General features: G+C 68.4%; 10 protein-coding genes and 1 pseudogene. 1 reads left to right on the forward strand and 10 read right to left on the reverse strand.

Annotation, left to right across the window (positions count from 1 at the left end; all coding sequences use genetic code 11):
* Positions 1-17: 17 nt before the first annotated feature.
* From ABZV94_RS03895 to ABZV94_RS03905, 3 genes are read right to left on the reverse strand one after another with little or no spacing between them, the layout of a single operon-like run.
* Positions 18-2,252 carry a hypothetical protein gene (locus ABZV94_RS03895; RefSeq protein ID WP_356336836.1) on the reverse strand — a complete coding sequence of 745 codons (2,235 nt, stop codon included), beginning with the start codon at positions 2,250-2,252 and terminating at the stop codon, positions 18-20.
* A gap of 46 nt (positions 2,253-2,298) precedes the next feature.
* Positions 2,299-2,679, reverse strand: coding sequence for a hypothetical protein (locus tag ABZV94_RS03900; RefSeq protein ID WP_356336838.1), 381 nt, complete (start codon positions 2,677-2,679; stop codon positions 2,299-2,301).
* A 42-nt stretch (positions 2,680-2,721) separates the two neighbouring features.
* The gene (locus ABZV94_RS03905; RefSeq protein WP_356336917.1) at positions 2,722-3,255 is read right to left on the reverse strand and encodes a Scr1 family TA system antitoxin-like transcriptional regulator; all 534 of its coding nucleotides are present in this window, start codon (positions 3,253-3,255) and stop codon (positions 2,722-2,724) included.
* Between ABZV94_RS03905 and ABZV94_RS03910 the strand changes: the two are divergent.
* A pseudogene (locus tag ABZV94_RS03910) lies at positions 3,193-3,342 on the forward strand (Uma2 family endonuclease); the annotation flags it as partial. The gene ABZV94_RS03905 and the pseudogene ABZV94_RS03910 sit on opposite strands and share 63 nt — an antisense overlap.
* Here the strand turns inward: ABZV94_RS03910 and ABZV94_RS03915 are convergent.
* The 7 genes from ABZV94_RS03915 to ABZV94_RS03945 all read right to left on the reverse strand — a co-directional run bounded on the left by ABZV94_RS03915 (position 3,333) and on the right by ABZV94_RS03945 (position 16,288).
* Complete coding sequence (locus ABZV94_RS03915) at positions 3,333-6,314, reverse strand: glycosyl hydrolase 115 family protein (protein WP_356336919.1); 2,982 nt, start codon at positions 6,312-6,314, stop codon at positions 3,333-3,335. The pseudogene ABZV94_RS03910 and the gene ABZV94_RS03915 sit on opposite strands and share 10 nt — an antisense overlap.
* Before the next feature lie 191 nt (positions 6,315-6,505).
* A complete protein-coding gene (locus ABZV94_RS03920; RefSeq protein WP_356336841.1) occupies positions 6,506-7,258 on the reverse strand; it encodes a hypothetical protein in 753 nt (250 codons plus the stop codon).
* A gap of 136 nt (positions 7,259-7,394) precedes the next feature.
* Positions 7,395-8,588 (reverse strand): elongation factor Tu, encoded by a 1,194-nt coding sequence (tuf, locus tag ABZV94_RS03925; RefSeq protein ID WP_344349877.1) that lies wholly within the window; start codon positions 8,586-8,588, stop codon positions 7,395-7,397.
* A 156-nt stretch (positions 8,589-8,744) separates the two neighbouring features.
* A complete protein-coding gene (gene fusA / locus ABZV94_RS03930) occupies positions 8,745-10,871 on the reverse strand; it encodes an elongation factor G (protein WP_356336843.1) in 2,127 nt (708 codons plus the stop codon).
* Positions 10,872-10,910: 39 nt separating this feature from the next.
* Complete coding sequence (gene rpsG, locus ABZV94_RS03935) at positions 10,911-11,381, reverse strand: 30S ribosomal protein S7 (protein ID WP_003998848.1); 471 nt, start codon at positions 11,379-11,381, stop codon at positions 10,911-10,913.
* A gap of 2 nt (positions 11,382-11,383) precedes the next feature.
* The gene (gene rpsL / locus ABZV94_RS03940; protein WP_003948652.1) at positions 11,384-11,755 is read right to left on the reverse strand and encodes a 30S ribosomal protein S12; all 372 of its coding nucleotides are present in this window, start codon (positions 11,753-11,755) and stop codon (positions 11,384-11,386) included.
* Positions 11,756-12,388: 633 nt separating this feature from the next.
* Complete coding sequence (locus ABZV94_RS03945; protein WP_356336845.1) at positions 12,389-16,288, reverse strand: DNA-directed RNA polymerase subunit beta'; 3,900 nt, start codon at positions 16,286-16,288, stop codon at positions 12,389-12,391.
* Positions 16,289-16,308 lie beyond the last annotated feature (20 nt).

The raw sequence follows: 16,308 nt of genomic DNA on the forward strand, positions 1-16,308 counted from the left end.
GACCGTTCCGTGCCGTGTCAGCGGTCCGCACGCAGCGTGCTCAGCGTGCGGTCACGGCCGTGCTCGTAGTCGTTCTGGCCCGCGTGGACGTAGTACTTCGTCCAGTCGCTGTCGATGGCGTGGCCGCGGCTGTCCGCCCAGGCCCGCACCAGCTTCTCGACGTCGTGCTGCCCGGCGTCGTAGGTCTTGGCGTTCTGCTCGGTGGCGGCGAGGTTCGCCTCGGCCGTGTGCTCCTTGTTCGACTCGTACGTCCACACGTCGAGGGTCTTCGAGGTGAGGTCCCCGACGGGGCTGAGGTCCTTCACCGGGTTGAACATCAGCGCCGTGCTGAGGGACGTGCCCAGCCCGTGATTGAAGTCGGCGGCCCACTGCGTCTTCTTGAACCGCTCGTCGTAGATGATGTCCGACCGTATGCCGTCGTAGGCGCCCATGGCCCGGGAGGACTCCACGATCCGGTCGCGGATTGTCTTGTCGCCGGCGTCCGCGGGGATCGTGTCCAGGACGTGGTGCGCGTAACTCTGCTCTGCCCCGTAGACGTGTCCGAACGCCTCGGGGTCGTTGGCAATGCCTCGCATGACAGCGGCGAGACGCTGGTGCCCCACAGCCATGTGGGCTCCGTCCTTGTCGCTCCAGACAGATCCCTCGCTGTCCCAGTCGATGGCGTACTGCGAGGAGGACTCGGCGTAGGTCTCGTGCGTGTCCGGTGTGTACGACGTCAGGATGTGGGCCAGTGGCGTGACCAGGCCCTTCGGGAGCTCCTGGGCGTGCTTGTCCGTGTACAGCGTGTTGATCGTGTGCTGCAGGATGCGGGCCTGCGGCTCGTGGTGCGGGCCCGCGGCGTGGTAGCCGCCCGGCGCCTCCCCGGTGGTGGCGGCCTCCAGGGCCGCGCCGAAGCCCTTGCGGACATCGCCGTCCTCCGCCAGGACGGGTATGCCGACTGTCGTGCCGCCGGGCGGGGTCGCGTAGTGGTCCACGACGGTGTCCCAGTTCCGCTCGTGGAGCAGGTACCGGAGGTTGTCGTTGTGGGCCGGGTCCAGGTACTCGGTGCTGGTCTTCGGGTCGTGGGACATAATGCCGAGCACGCCGTCGAGCGGATCGTTGGCGAACCAGCCCCGGTCCCCGCCGCTGAACTTGTCTCGCAGGCCCCAGATCGACTCGGTCGGGTTGCCGTCCTCGGGTGTGTACGACTCCTCGGCGTGCCGGATGTCGTCCGCGGTGTCCTTCAGGAACTGTCCGTTGTAGCCGTGGCCCTGCTGCATCAGTGTGACGAGGCTCTGGTAGCCGCGGACCTTTTCGTCCGGGATCGGGCTGAGGCCGTCGACCTCGAACTGCTCGGTGCCGGCCTTGCGCAGGTCCGCACGGAAGCTCTGGTAGAAGTCCGACCGCGGGCCCTTCGTCGCCGTCGCCAGCGTCGTGGCCAGGCCCCTCTGCATGTCCAGGTACTGGCCGCCGTGCTTGGTGTCGTCGTAGTAGGCGAGGCTGTCGAGGCGGTTGGAGAGCTGCAGCGTGCCCTTCGCACCCAGTTCATCCAGCAGGGTCTGGCTGAACGCCTTGTCGCCGGAGTTGTCGTGGAAGAGACGCTGCAGCTCCTCGTAGTCGGCCGACGAGGCCTTGCCGGAGTTGACGCGCCGCGCGATGTCCTTGGCCTCGTCCGCCTCGTACTTCTCGATGTCGCCTTGCGCCTTGCCGTTGAAGCCGGGGACGGTGCCGTCGCTCGCGCCGGGGCCTTTCACGGCGGCGGCGAAGGCGACCTCGGCGCCCTTGTCGGCGTCTTCCACGTCCTTCACGCACTGGTCGATACGGGCCTGCCAGGAGGCGACGGCCTTGCGCACGCTTTCCTGGTAGTCGGGGTCGTGGGCAAGCGCCTGGCGGTCCCCATGGGTGAGCTTCCCGGTGTCGTACGAGACCACGCCCTGGTCCGACACCTTCATGCCCGCGGCGATCGCGTCGTCTCGGGCGGACTCCAGTTTCCCGCGCAGGTCCGCGAACTGGGTGTGGGCGTCACGGAGGAGCGAGGCGATCGCCTTGGCCTCCGTCTGGGCGCTCTGGAACTCCGTGAGCCTGATACCGAAGCGAGCATTGGCGGCCTGCTGGCTCTCACCCGCCCACGTCGGGCGCAGAGTGATGCCGTGCACGTCCCGTCGGTAGGCCGTCTCCTGCTTGTTCAGCTCCTTCGCCATGCCGTCCCAGCGGTCGGCGGCCGTGGTGAGCGTGGACAGTTCGGTCGTCAGGATCTCGTGGTACGTCGGCATGGGTCCCCGTCGGATGCGGTGGCGTAGGAGTGGGCTCGGCTGACTCTCAGTGCGCCGGCGGCGAGTACGTGTCGAGCACCGACACCCTGCGCGCGGTACCGCCCACCCCGACGTCCGTCCCGGTCAGCAGCGTCGAGTCGCTCCGGAGGGCCGACTCGTCGCCCGCCAGCCGGTTCACGAAGTCCTGGACCTGTTCGCCCCAGGTCTTGTGCGCCTTGCTCACGGCACCGGAGATGAGCCAGCCGTGCCCGTCCTTCGCGTCGAACGCCTTCACCACAGCGCTCGTCTCGTCGTCCGCCCACTGCCCCGCCGCCTTGGTGTCCGGCTGGATGTCGTTGTGGAGCGTGTTCGCCGCGGCCGTCTTCTCAGCGGGAGACGACGCGAGGTCCGGCCGGCCCCCGCCGGCCGTCTTGTCACTGCCTGCCACGATGCCAACCCCCGTCTGCAACTCTGGCGTGCCCTTGTCACGCTAGCCCACCGGGGGCGTGCTATCGGCGAGCCGAGCTGCAATCTTGGCCTGCCCTTTACGGAGAGTCAGGCATTGTGTGCGGAGTACACAACGAAGGCGGCCAGGTGGTGGGGGCGACTGCTCGCGCATGACCTGAAGCTCCACGAACGGCAACCGGGCCACCTCCAGCATGTGTTCGAGCTGTCGGCGCAACACCGTTGTGTCCCCGACGGGGCGGCGCAGCGTCACCTCTTCCTGGACGAAACTGAACTCCGGTGCGGGCGAGCCCTCCCCCGCCCTCCTGCGGGCGGCCACCGTCGTCCTTGCGGACCTGCGTCGCACGGACCCTCGCCTGCTCCTGTCCGCCACCGAGACCGAGCACCTCGCCCCGGTGTCGCGGCCTGGCTGGAGCGGGCCACGGGCCTGCCGGAGGAAACCCTTGATCCGCCCGGCCGCCCTGCTGGCCCACCGCCTGACGGCCAGGCTCCCGCCCCCCGCACCGGCACCGGCACCGTCTTCACGGACATCCACCCCACCCCGGACGGCCCCCGCCACGCGACCCGCAAGGACTTCATCTACGGGGAGGACGTGACCATCGCCGACTGGACGATCTCGACGGGGGGTCTGCCGCTCTACGGGTGACCCACCCGCCGGCTCTCCAGCGGACCCAGGTACAGCTCCGGCAGGCCGCCCGTGTCGATCAGCAGGCGCTGCACCACCACCGTCGGGTCCACCATCCAGAACCTCAGCCGGTGTACGCCGGCCGAGCGCACCGAGTGGCGTGTCGCCGTCGCGTTGATGTTGTCCGACGTGTGGCGGGCCCAGACCGTGTTCAGCGCGCCGTCGTCCGCGCCCGCCGTGATGTCCACCGTGCGGATCGGGCCGTCGTCCAGCGAGACGCCGTAGCGCAGGCCGGAGACGCCGGGGACGGCCGGGTTGCGGGGGGACAGGTGGGCCCAGACGGTCACCTCGCCGGGCGCGGACAGCAGCGTCACCTCGTATTCCAGGCGCGGGGAGGAGCCCCCGGGGGTCCGGCTCGGGGACGTCACCGGCCATGGCGTCATGCCCGCGCCGGTGCGTCCGATGCCGTCGATGCGGCGCCACCGGCCGACCGCCCGGTCGTAGTGCTCGGCGTCGATCGCCACGTAGCCGCCGGCCTCCACGAAGCCCCGCGGTTCCACGCCCGCCGGGCGCTCCGCCACGCACCGCACCGGCACCGACTCCCCCGCCCCGCGCACCGTCAGGGTCGCCTCCGCGCGGCCGGCCGGGAGGCGTGACCAGTCCACCCGCACCTCCAGGCGGACCTGCTGGTCCACCCGGCCGCGCGGGTGGTCCACGCGCAGCCAGGGCGCCGAGACCGAGACCTCGTACGGGAAGGACGTACGGCCGCGGTTGAAGATCTCCACGTACTGCTGGGGGCGGGTCTGGTACGGGCTGAACGGCGGCAGGGACGCGGCCGAGGAGGAGCCCCCGGGCCACCACTCCCCCGCGTCCTCCGCGCCGTCCACGGACACGCCCAGCCCGGCCGCCTCCGGCACGTCGATCCGCCGTACCGCCGGGAACAGCACGTCCGGCAGGGCCACGTTGTCCTTCTCCGGCTGCTGCCAGCCCGCGTTGGGGCCGTAGCGGTCGACGTCCCCGTAGTCGATGTGCGGCTGGGTCTGGAAGCCCCGCCATTTGCCGTCGGCCACACGGGAGTTGAAGCGGTCGGCGAGCGCGAGGTCCTGGCCGAGGGCGGCTTCCGCCTGTGCCGCGCGGTCGTTCGTCGCGGCCCGTCCCTGCGCCGCGTACAGCAGGTTCGTGAACTCCGCCTCCCGCAGCGCGTACAGGTTCGCCGTCGCCGTGACCGCGTAGCCGGCCAGTTCGAACCACGCGTCCCGCAGCCGCCCCGGCAGTCTGCGCTCGACGCGTTCCGCGCGGCGGCCCAGCGCGCGCCACTCCTCGGTGACCCGTTCCAGCTCCCGGTGCGCGAAGTGGTACGGGCTCTGCCGGTCGTCGTACACCACCTGGTCGCCGGAGAGGGTGATCCGGCGGTTCAGCAGCTCCGGCTTGCGGCGCGCCTGGAGCCGGCCGTAGGCCGCCAGCAGGGACGCGATCTCCTTCGCCTGCGCCTCGCCGAAGTTCTGGCGGGCGTAGCGCTCCTCCCACGTGCCGAGGCGCTCCAGCGGCCAGGCATCGGGATTCCAGGCGTAGGTGAGGAAGAACTCCGTCGGCAGCTCGTTGCCCTTCAGGTCGCCCACATTGGCCACCCACAGGCCGTGGTTGCCGTAGGCGTGCGCCTGGTGGAGCTGGTCCCAGACGTTGCGCAGGTTCGCGGTGTCGACCCACTTGTAGTTGCGGCCGGCGCCGACGTAGTCGAAGTGGTAGTAGAGGCCGTAGCCGCCGGCGCGGGGGCTGTCGGGGTGCTTGCGGATGTTGCCCCAGTTGTCGTCCGTGAGGACCACGGTGACGTCGTCCGGGGCGCGCAGGCCGCGGTCCCAGTAGCGCTGGACCTCCTTGTAGAGGGTCCACACCTGGGGGGTCTCGGCCGCTGGCCTGCCGGTCACCTCCTCGATGATGCGGCGCTGGTCGGCGATGATCTGCTGCATCAGTTCGATGCCGTCGCCGTCGGGCAGACTGGTGTCGCCGTTGCCGCGCATGCCGAGGGTGACGACGCCCTCGAAGTCCTGGTCGACCATGCGCTGGATGCCGGCGCGCCAGTACGCGCGGATCGCCTCGGGGTTGCGGCGGTACGACCATTCGCCGGTGCCCCCGTAGGGGTCGGTCCCGGAGTCGGCGTGCCGGTTCCACTCCTCGATGCCCCGCATCATCGGCGCCTCGTGGGACGTGCCCATGACGATGCCGTACTCGGCCGCCCGGCGGTGGTTGTCCGGGTCGTCCTCCGCGAAGGCCCGGCCCCACACCGCCGGCCACAGGTAGTTGGCCTTCAGGCGCAGCAGTACCTCGAAGACCTTCGCGTAGAAGTCGGCGGTGAAGCCTCCGGGGTAGCCCGGTGCCTTCCCCGGGCCGAAGTACGCCGGCGCCCAGGTGCCGAGCGCCGGGTTCTCGTCGTTGATGAAGACGCCCCGGTACTTCACCGCCGGGGTCCCCTGGGTGAAGCGGCCGGCCTTCACCCACACCGCGTCGCGCCGGGCCGGCGGTACGTCGTCCCACCAGTGCCAGGGCGAGACGCCGATGCCGTAGGAGACGTCGTACGCCCCGAAGATCGTGCCCCTCGGGTCGCTGCCCGCGATGACGAACGCCCGCTCCACGCCGGGTATCGGGTGCTCCACGACCATCTGCAGCGAGGTCTCCCACCTGCCCCGTACGCCCGTGACGTCGAGCTTTCCGGACCGGATCAGGCCGTCGATCAGCGGGCTGCGGCCGATCGTGCCGAGCAGGACCGGGAAGCGGCCGATCGTCGTGCCCGGGCGGACGCCGGTCACCCGCGCGAGGTCGTCCCGGAGGTCCCCGGCCACCCGTACGACCCCGGGGTGGTCCGCCGCGCTCACCACCACGGGCGCGCCGACCAGGGAGAACACTCCGCCCGTGAACGAGATGTACGCTCCCGGGTCCGTCACCTGCGGTCCGCCCCCGGTGGCGACGGAGGCGGCCCCCGGGGCTCCCGCGGGCATCGCGGCCAGTCCCGCGCCCAGGACCGTCCCGCCGAGCACCGTCCTACGGCTGACGTGCGCAGACGACATACCTCACCCCTCCAGCCCCGTCGGCATCTATTTGCTCATCGGCATGACAAATATGGGAGGGAGGCAGGCGCGGGGGGAACGGGTCGTACGCGCCGAATAGTTTCGGAGCCGTCAGGGAGCCGTCAGTACGCCGTGCTCGCGAGCAGGAAGCCGTCCTCCGGCACCAGGTTGTTCGCGCTGAGCAGGTTGCCGCCCGGCGGAAGGCCGACCGACCTGCGCTGCGCCCCGATCCCCGGGTCACGCACCGACACGGTCAGGGTGTAGGCCGGCTGCCCGGTGATGGTGCGGGAGGAGTCGGTCGGCGGCCCGAGCCTCTTCGACACGGTCCGCGCGTCCTGCCCGGGGCACAGTGCCTCCAGCGGCAGGGACACCTCGGCGCTGCCACCGGTGTCGGACCGCGTGGCGGGATCCCAGGTGACGGGCAGGCCGTGCGCTCCGCCGACCAGCCCGTCCGGGCCCTCGATCTCGACGGCGACGCCCTCGCCGCCCAGGGTCCGCGACAGCTTCAGCGATCCCCTGGGGCCCGGCGCGAAGAGCAGGCCGATGGTGAAACGGCCGGGGGCGCGGGTCAGCTTCTCGTACCCGTAGGAGCCCAGTACCAGCTGCGGGCCGGGCGTCGGGGCGGCGGACTGTGCCGCGGGGGGTGCGGACGCGTCCGCGGGCACCGGGAAGTAGTGGTAGCCCTTGGCTCCGCACCGGCCGCCGTCGGAGAAACCGCCTCCCCGGAGCGCGATGGTGCGGGCCGGGCCCGACGCGGGCGAAGCGCCCCAGGAGAACAGCCCCTGCTGCCAGGCCATGGTGATCACCACGGCCGCCACGGCCAGCCAGGGGACGACGGTCTGGAGCCCCGCGTGTATCAAGGTCCGCTTCCTCACGCGGAGAACCGTATGCGGTCGCGGGCGGGAAAGACGAAGAGGCCCGTACGACCGGAGTCGTACGGGCCTCTCGCAGGTCGAGACCTTCGGGTCGGGAACCGACCCTCAAGCCATCAAGCCCGCAAGCAAGCGGAACTTACTTGACGATCTTGGTGACCTGGCCGGCGCCCACGGTGCGGCCACCCTCACGGATGGCGAACTTCAGGCCCTCTTCCATGGCGACGGGCTGGATGAGCTCCACCTTCATCTCGGTGTTGTCACCCGGCATGACCATCTCGGTGCCCTCGGGGAGGGTCACCACGCCGGTCACGTCCGTCGTGCGGAAGTAGAACTGCGGACGGTAGTTGTTGAAGAACGGCGTGTGGCGGCCACCCTCGTCCTTGGACAGGATGTAGGCCTGCGCCTCGAACTCGGTGTGCGGGGTGACCGAGCCCGGCTTGATGATGACCTGGCCGCGCTCGACGTCCTCGCGCTTGATGCCACGGAGAAGCAGACCGACGTTCTCACCGGCCTGGCCCTCGTCGAGCAGCTTGCGGAACATCTCGATGCCGGTGACCGTGGTGGAGGTCTTCTCCGGCTTGATGCCGATGATGTCGACGTTCTCGTTGACCTTGAGGACACCACGCTCGATACGGCCGGTGACGACCGTACCGCGACCGGTGATGGTGAAGACGTCCTCGATCGGCATGAGGAACGGCTTGTCGACGTCGCGCTCCGGCTGCGGGATCGACTCGTCGACGGCCTTCATCAGGTTGAGGACGGACTCCACCCACTCCTGCTCGCCCTCGAGGGCCTTGAGCGCGGAGACCTTGACGACCGGAACGTCGTCGCCGGGGAACTCGTACTCGGAGAGGAGCTCACGGACCTCGAGCTCGACGAGCTCCAGGATCTCCTCGTCGTCCACCATGTCGGCCTTGTTCAGGGCGACGACGATGTACGGAACGCCGACCTGGCGGGCCAGGAGCACGTGCTCCTTGGTCTGCGGCATCGGGCCGTCGGTGGCGGCGACCACCAGGATCGCGCCGTCCATCTGCGCGGCACCGGTGATCATGTTCTTGATGTAGTCCGCGTGACCCGGGCAGTCGACGTGGGCGTAGTGACGCGCCTCGGTCTGGTACTCGACGTGCGCGATGGAGATGGTGATACCGCGCTGACGCTCCTCAGGAGCCTTGTCGATGTTGTCGAACGGGGTGGCCTCGTTCAGGTCCGGGTACGCGTCGTGCAGCACCTTGGTAATGGCGGCCGTGAGGGTCGTCTTACCGTGGTCGATGTGACCGATGGTGCCGATGTTGACGTGCGGCTTAGTCCGCTCGAACTTCGCCTTCGCCACTGGGGTCCTCCTGTGGAGTGGTTCTGTACGCCTTACTTCATCGGCGCCAGGTGATCTTTGCTGTAAAGGCCCGGAACCCGGGGCAAACGCTCACGATTGCGGACGTTTGCCCCTTGAGGCTCCGGAGTCAAGCCTACGGCGTGTGAACGCGGTGCGTTACTCGCCCTTGGCCTTCGCGATGATCTCCTCGGCGACGTTCCGCGGAACCTCGGCGTAGGAGTCGAACTGCATCGAGTAGCTTGCGCGACCCGACGTCTTGCTGCGGAGGTCGCCGACGTAGCCGAACATCTCCGACAGGGGCACGAGGCCCTTCACGACGCGGGCACCAGCCCGCTCCTCCATGGCCTGGATCTGGCCACGGCGGGAGTTGATGTCGCCGATGACCTCACCCATGTAGTCCTCGGGCGTGGTGACCTCGACGGCCATCATCGGCTCGAGCAGCACGGGCTTGGCCTTGCGCGCGGCCTCCTTGAAGGCCTGCGAACCGGCGATCTTGAAGGCGAGCTCGGAGGAGTCGACCTCGTGGTAGGCACCGTCCAGCAGGATGACCCGGACACCGGTCATCTCGTAGCCGGCGAGGATACCGAACTGCATCGCCTCCTGGCAGCCGGCGTCGACCGAAGGGATGTACTCCTTCGGGATGCGACCACCGGTCACCTGGTTCACGAACTCGTACGCCATGTCGCCACTCTCGATCGGCTCGATCGAGATGATGACGCGACCGAACTGGCCGGTACCACCCGTCTGCTTCTTGTGGGTGTACTCGACCTTGTCGACCTTCTGGCGGATGGTCTCGCGGTACGCGACCTGCGGCTTGCCGACGTTGGCCTCGACCTTGAACTCGCGCTTCATCCGGTCGACCAGCACCTCGAGGTGCAGCTCGCCCATACCGCCGATGACGGTCTGGCCGGTCTCCTCGTTGGTGTGCACCTGGAAGGAGGGGTCCTCCTCCGCGAGACGCTGGATGGCGACACCCAGCTTCTCCTGGTCACCCTTGGACTTGGGCTCGATCGCGACCTCGATGACCGGCGCCGGGAAGTCCATGGACTCCAGGATCACCGGGTTCTTCTCGTCGCACAGCGTCTCACCGGTGGTGGTCTGCTTCAGGCCCATGACGGCGACGATGTCGCCGGCGCCCACCGACTCGATCTCCTCACGCTTGTTGGCGTGCATGCGGTAGATCTTGCCGATGCGCTCCTTGCGGCCCTTGACCGAGTTCAGCACGGCGGTGCCGGACTCGAGGCGGCCGGAGTACACGCGGACGAAGGTGAGCTTGCCCAGGTGCGGGTCGCTCATGATCTTGAACGCCAGCGCCGACAGCGGCTCCTCGTCGGACGGCTTGCGCTTGATGACCGTCTCCGGGTCCTTGACGTCGTGGCCCTCGATGGCCTCGATGTCGACCGGGGACGGCAGGTAGCGCACGACCGCGTCGAGCAGGGGCTGGACGCCCTTGTTCTTGAACGCGGTGCCGCAGAACACCGGGGTCACGGTGGTGCCGGTGCCCTTGCCGGACGCGATGGTGATACGACGGATCGCGGCGTACAGCTGCTCCTCGGTGGGCTCCTCGCCCTCCAGGTACAGCTCCATGATCTCTTCGTCGTTCTCGGCGACGGCCTCGACCAGCTTGCCGCGCCACTCCTCGGCGGCCTCGGTGTGCGTGGCGGGGATGTCGACGGTGTCGTACATCTCGCCCTTGGTCGCCTCGGCCGACCAGACCAGGGCCTTCATCTTCACCAGGTCGACGACGCCCTTGAAGTCCGCCTCGGCACCGATCGGCAGCTGCATGACCAGCGGCTGCGCGCCCAGACGGTCGGAGATCATGTCGACGCAGCGGTGGAACTCGGCACCGGTGCGGTCCAGCTTGTTGACGAAGCAGATACGCGGCACGCCGTAGCGGTCCGCCTGACGCCACACCGTCTCGGACTGGGGCTCAACACCGGCGACGCCGTCGAACACCGTCACAGCACCGTCGAGCACGCGCAGGGAACGCTCCACCTCGACGGTGAAGTCGACGTGACCCGGCGTGTCGATGATGTTGATGGTGTGGTCGACGTCCTCCAGCGACCAGTGACAGGTGGTGGCAGCAGAGGTGATCGTGATGCCACGCTCCTGCTCCTGCTCCATCCAGTCCATGGTGGCAGCGCCGTCGTGGACCTCACCGATCTTGTAAGACACACCGGTGTAGAACAGGATCCGCTCGGTGGTGGTCGTCTTGCCCGCGTCGATGTGGGCCATGATCCCGATGTTTCGGACCCTGGCCAGGTCAAGTGAAGTGGTAGCCATAAGGCTTCAGTCTTCTCTCGGTCTCGATGTGGGTAGCGACTACCAGCGGTAGTGCGCGAAGGCCTTGTTGGACTCGGCCATCTTGTGGGTGTCCTCGCGCTTCTTCACGGCCGCACCGAGGCCGTTGGAGGCATCGAGAAGCTCGTTGAGGAGACGCTCGGTCATGGTCTTCTCGCGACGGGCGCGGGAGTAACCGACCAGCCAGCGCAGCGCCAGGGTGTTGGCACGGCCGGGCTTGACCTCGACCGGGACCTGGTAGGTGGCGCCACCGACACGGCGGGACTTGACCTCGAGGGTCGGCTTGATGTTCTCAAGAGCGCGCTTGAGCGTGATGACCGGGTCGTTGCCGGTCTTCTCGCGCAGGCCCTCCATGGCGCCGTAGACGATGCGCTCGGCGGTGGAGCGCTTGCCGTTCAGCAGCACCTTGTTGATCAGGGAGGTCACCAGAGGAGAGCCGTAGACCGGGTCGATGATGACCGGGCGCTTCGGGGCGGGGCCCTTACGAGGCATTCTTACTTCTCCTTCTTGGCGCCGTAACGGCTGCGAGCCTGCTTGCGGTTCTTGACACCCTGGGTGTCGAGCGAGCCGCGGATGATCTTGTAGCGAACACCCGGCAGGTCCTTCACACGGCCGCCGCGCACGAGCACGATGGAGTGCTCCTGCAGGTTGTGTCCCTCACCCGGAATGTAAGCGGTGACCTCGATGCCGCTGGTCAGACGCACACGCGCGACCTTGCGGAGGGCCGAGTTCGGCTTCTTCGGGGTGGTCGTGAACACACGCGTGCAGACGCCGCGACGCTGAGGGGAACCCTCGAGTGCGGGCGTCTTGTTCTTCTCGACCTTGTCCTGCCGGCCCTTGCGGACCAGCTGCTGGATCGTAGGCACTACTTCTCCGGTTTCTGTGTGCCGATGGGTACAGCTAACCTGGAACGTCGCCGACCCACGCGGTCGGGTGTGTCGAATCCGCCAGACTCCCGCCGCAAGGCGAAAAGGGCGCAGATTACGGTGGCCGGTCGCGGCTCGCCATGCGGTTTGCAGGCACGCACAGGAGCCAGGGCACACCCCAGGCACAAGGTCTGAGCGTACCTACCTCATTCGCTGCGGTCAAAACAAATGGGGTGCGGGGGCCTCGGGCTGCGACGGATGTCAAGTCCCCGTACGTTAAGTGATCTTGGAATTCGCGATCGGGACACGTCGGCGGCGGCTCGCGCACCGCCTCGGCCCCGCGGAGCCGCCGCGCGTGTGCCGGAGCCGCCGCGCGCGTGTCAGAGCCGCCGAGCGCGCCTCGGCTGCCGGCATGGCCCTGGGCCCCCTCGCCGGCCCTCTCCGCCTCCCAGGCCGCACCCGGGCCGCAGCGGGCCTCACAGACCCCGCAGGGACGCACGGGCGACCGGCTGCGGCCGGCAGACGGCGCCCGGCCCACCGGCCGGCCGCGTCACGGCGACCCGAGAGTCCGCACGACGCCGAAGGGCGGCCACCCCGCAACGGAGTGACCGCCCTTCAGTTCACGCTGCCCGCTTACTGGTTGTACGGACCGTAGTCGTAGTCCTCCAGCGGCACGGCCTGGCCGGAGCCCGTGCCGAACGGCGAGTAGTCGATGTCGTCGTAGCCGACGGCCGAGTACATCGCGGCCTTGGCCTCCTCGGTCGGCTCGACCCGGATGTTGCGGTAGCGGGACAGGCCCGTACCGGCCGGGATGAGCTTACCGATGATGACGTTCTCCTTGAGGCCGATGAGCGAGTCCGACTTGGCGTTGATCGCCGCGTCGGTGAGGACTCGCGTCGTCTCCTGGAAGGACGCCGCCGACAGCCAGGACTCGGTCGCCAGCGAGGCCTTGGTGATACCCATCAGCTGCGGACGACCGGAGGCCGGGTGACCGCCCTCCTGGACCACACGACGGTTCTCCTGCTCGAAGCGGGAGCGCTCGACCAGCTCGCCGGGCAGCAGCTCGGCGTCGCCGGACTCGATGATCGTCACGCGGCGGAGCATCTGCCGGATGATGATCTCGATGTGCTTGTCGTGGATCGACACACCCTGCGAGTTGTACACCTTCTGGACCTCGCCGACCAGGTGGACCTGGACGGCACGCTGACCCAGGATGCGCAGCACGTCGTGCGGGTTGGTGGCACCCACGGTGAGCTGCTGGCCCACCTCGACGTGGTCGCCCTCGCGGACCAGGACCTTGGCACGCTTCGAGATCGGGTACGCCGTCTCGTCGCTGCCGTCGTCCGGGGTGACGACGATCTTCTTGGTCTTCTCGGTCTCCTCGATCCGGACGCGGCCGGAGGCCTCGGAGATCGGGGCGACACCCTTCGGGGTACGGGCCTCGAAGAGCTCGACGACACGCGGCAGACCCTGGGTGATGTCGTCACCGGCCACACCACCGGTGTGGAAGGTACGCATCGTCAGCTGGGTACCGGGCTCACCGATGGACTGGGCGGCGATGATGCCGACCGCCTCACCGATGTCGACCAGCTTGCCGGTGGCCAGCGAGCGGCCGTAGCACATCGCGCAGGTACCGACGGCGGACTCGCAGGTCAGGACCGAGCGGGTCTTGACCTCCTCGACGCCACGGCCGACGAGCTCCTCGATGAGGACGTCGCCCAGGTCGGTGCCGGCCGGGGCCAGCACCTGGCCGTCGACCACGATGTCCTCGGCGAGGCAGCGCGCGTACACGGACGTCTCGACGTTGTCCGTCTTGCGCAGCACGCCGTCGGCGCCACGGTCGGCGATCCGCAGCCGCAGGCCACGGTCGGTGCCGCAGTCCTCCTCGCGGATGATGACGTCCTGCGAGACGTCGACCAGACGACGGGTGAGGTAACCCGAGTCGGCCGTACGCAGGGCGGTGTCCGCCAGACCCTTACGGGCACCGTGCGTGGAGATGAAGTACTCCAGCACGGACAGACCCTCACGGAACGACGCCTTGATCGGACGCGGGATCGTCTCGTTCTTCGCATTCGACACCAGACCACGCATACCGGCGATCTGACGCATCTGCATCATGTTGCCTCGTGCACCCGAGTTCACCATCATGAAGATCGGGTTGGTCTTCGGGAAGTTGTCGTTCATCGCCTCGGCGACCTCGTTGGTCGCCTTGGTCCAGATCGCGATGAGCTCCTGCGTGCGCTCGTCCTTGGTGATCAGACCGCGCTCGTACTGCTTCTGGACCTTCTCGTCCTGCGCCTCGTAGCCCTTGACGATCTCCTTCTTCGCCTCGGGAACGACGACGTCGGAGATGGCCACGGTGACACCGGAACGGGTCGCCCAGTAGAAGCCGGCCGCCTTCAGGTTGTCGAGCGTCGCCGCCACGATGACCTTCGGGTAGCGCTCGGCGAGGTCGTTGACGATCTCGGAGAGCTGCTTCTTGCCGACCTCGTAGTCGACGAACGGGTAGTCCTCGGGCAGCAGCTCGTTGAAGAGCGCGCGGCCCAGCGTGGTGTTCAGGCGGAAGCTGTCACCCTGCTGCCACTCCGGCTCGCCCTCCTCGCGCGCCGGCGGGGTCCAGCCGCGCGGCGGGATGGTGCCCACCGGGAAGCGGATGTCCACGCGCGACTGCAGCGACAGCTCGCCGGCGTCGAACGCCATGATCGCCTCGGCCACGGACGCGAACGAGCGGCCCTCGCCCTTGACGTCACGCATCTCGCCGTCGGTGGTGAGGAAGAACAGACCGAGGACCATGTCCTGGGTCGGCATCGTCACCGGACGGCCGTCGGCCGGCTTGAGGATGTTGTTCGAGGACAGCATCAGGATGCGGGCCTCGGCCTGCGCCTCCGCGGACAGCGGCAGGTGCACGGCCATCTGGTCACCGTCGAAGTCCGCGTTGAACGCGGTGCAGACGAGCGGGTGGATCTGGATGGCCTTGCCCTCGACCAGCTGCGGCTCGAAGGCCTGGATGCCGAGGCGGTGCAGGGTGGGAGCACGGTTCAGCAGAACCGGGTGCTCGGCGATGACCTCTTCGAGGACGTCGTACACGACCGTACGGCCGCGCTCCACCATGCGCTTGGCGCTCTTGATGTTCTGCGCGTGGTTCAGGTCGACCAGGCGCTTCATCACGAACGGCTTGAACAGCTCCAGCGCCATCGCCTTGGGCAGACCGCACTGGTGCAGCTTCAGCTGCGGGCCGACGACGATGACGGAACGCGCCGAGTAGTCGACTCGCTTGCCGAGCAGGTTCTGACGGAAGCGGCCCTGCTTGCCCTTCAGCATGTCCGACAGCGACTTCAGCGGACGGTTGCCGGGGCCCGTGACCGGGCGGCCACGACGGCCGTTGTCGAAGAGCGCGTCGACAGCCTCCTGGAGCATGCGCTTCTCGTTGTTCACGATGATCTCGGGGGCACCGAGGTCGAGAAGCCGCTTCAGGCGGTTGTTGCGGTTGATGACACGGCGGTACAGGTCGTTCAGGTCGGAGGTCGCGAAGCGGCCACCGTCCAGCTGCACCATCGGACGCAGGTCCGGCGGGATGACCGGGACGCAGTCCAGGACCATGCCCTTGGGGCTGTTGGAGGTCTGCAGGAACGCGGAGACGACCTTCAGCCGCTTCAGGGCGCGGGTCTTCTTCTGGCCCTTGCCGGTACGGATGATCTCGCGGAGCTTCTCGGCCTCTTCCTCCAGGTCGAAGGACTCCAGGCGCTTCTGCAGCGCCGCGGCGCCCATCGAGCCGTCGAAGTAGGTGCCGAAGCGGTCGCGCAGCTCGCGGTAGAGCAGCTCGTCGCCCTCCAGGTCCTGGACCTTGAGGTTCTTGAACCGGTTCCACACCTCGTCGAGGCGGTCGATCTCGCGCTGCGCGCGGTCGCGCAGCTGCTTCATCTCGCGCTCGGCACCCTCGCGCACCTTGCGGCGCACGTCGGCCTTGGCACCCTCGGCCTCCAGCTCGGCCAGGTCGGCCTCGAGCTTCTTGGCGCGGGCCTCCAGGTCGGCGTCCCGGCGGTTCTCGATCTGCTGGCGCTCGACCGAGACGTGCGCCTCCAGGGAGGGCAGGTCGCGGGTACGGCGCTCCTCGTCGACGTACGTGATCATGTACGCGGCGAAGTAGATGACCTTCTCGAGGTCCTTGGGCGCCAGGTCCAGCAGGTAGCCGAGGCGCGAGGGGACACCCTTGAAGTACCAGATGTGCGTGACGGGGGCGGCCAGCTCGATGTGGCCCATCCGCTCACGGCGCACCTTGGCGCGCGTGACCTCGACGCCACAGCGCTCGCAGATGATGCCCTTGAAGCGGACGCGCTTGTACTTGCCGCAGTAGCACTCCCAGTCCCGGGTCGGACCGAAGATCTTCTCGCAGAAGAGTCCGTCCTTCTCGGGCTTGAGGGTGCGGTAGTTGATGGTCTCGGGCTTCTTGACCTCGCCGTGGCTCCACTGACGGATGTCGTCAGCGGTGGCCAGGCCGATCCGGAGCTCGTCGAAGAAGTTGACGTCGAGCACTATGCGTCAATCCCTCTCAG

This window comes from Streptomyces sp. NPDC004658 (assembly GCF_040609555.1).
Lineage (GTDB): Bacteria > Actinomycetota > Actinomycetes > Streptomycetales > Streptomycetaceae > Streptomyces.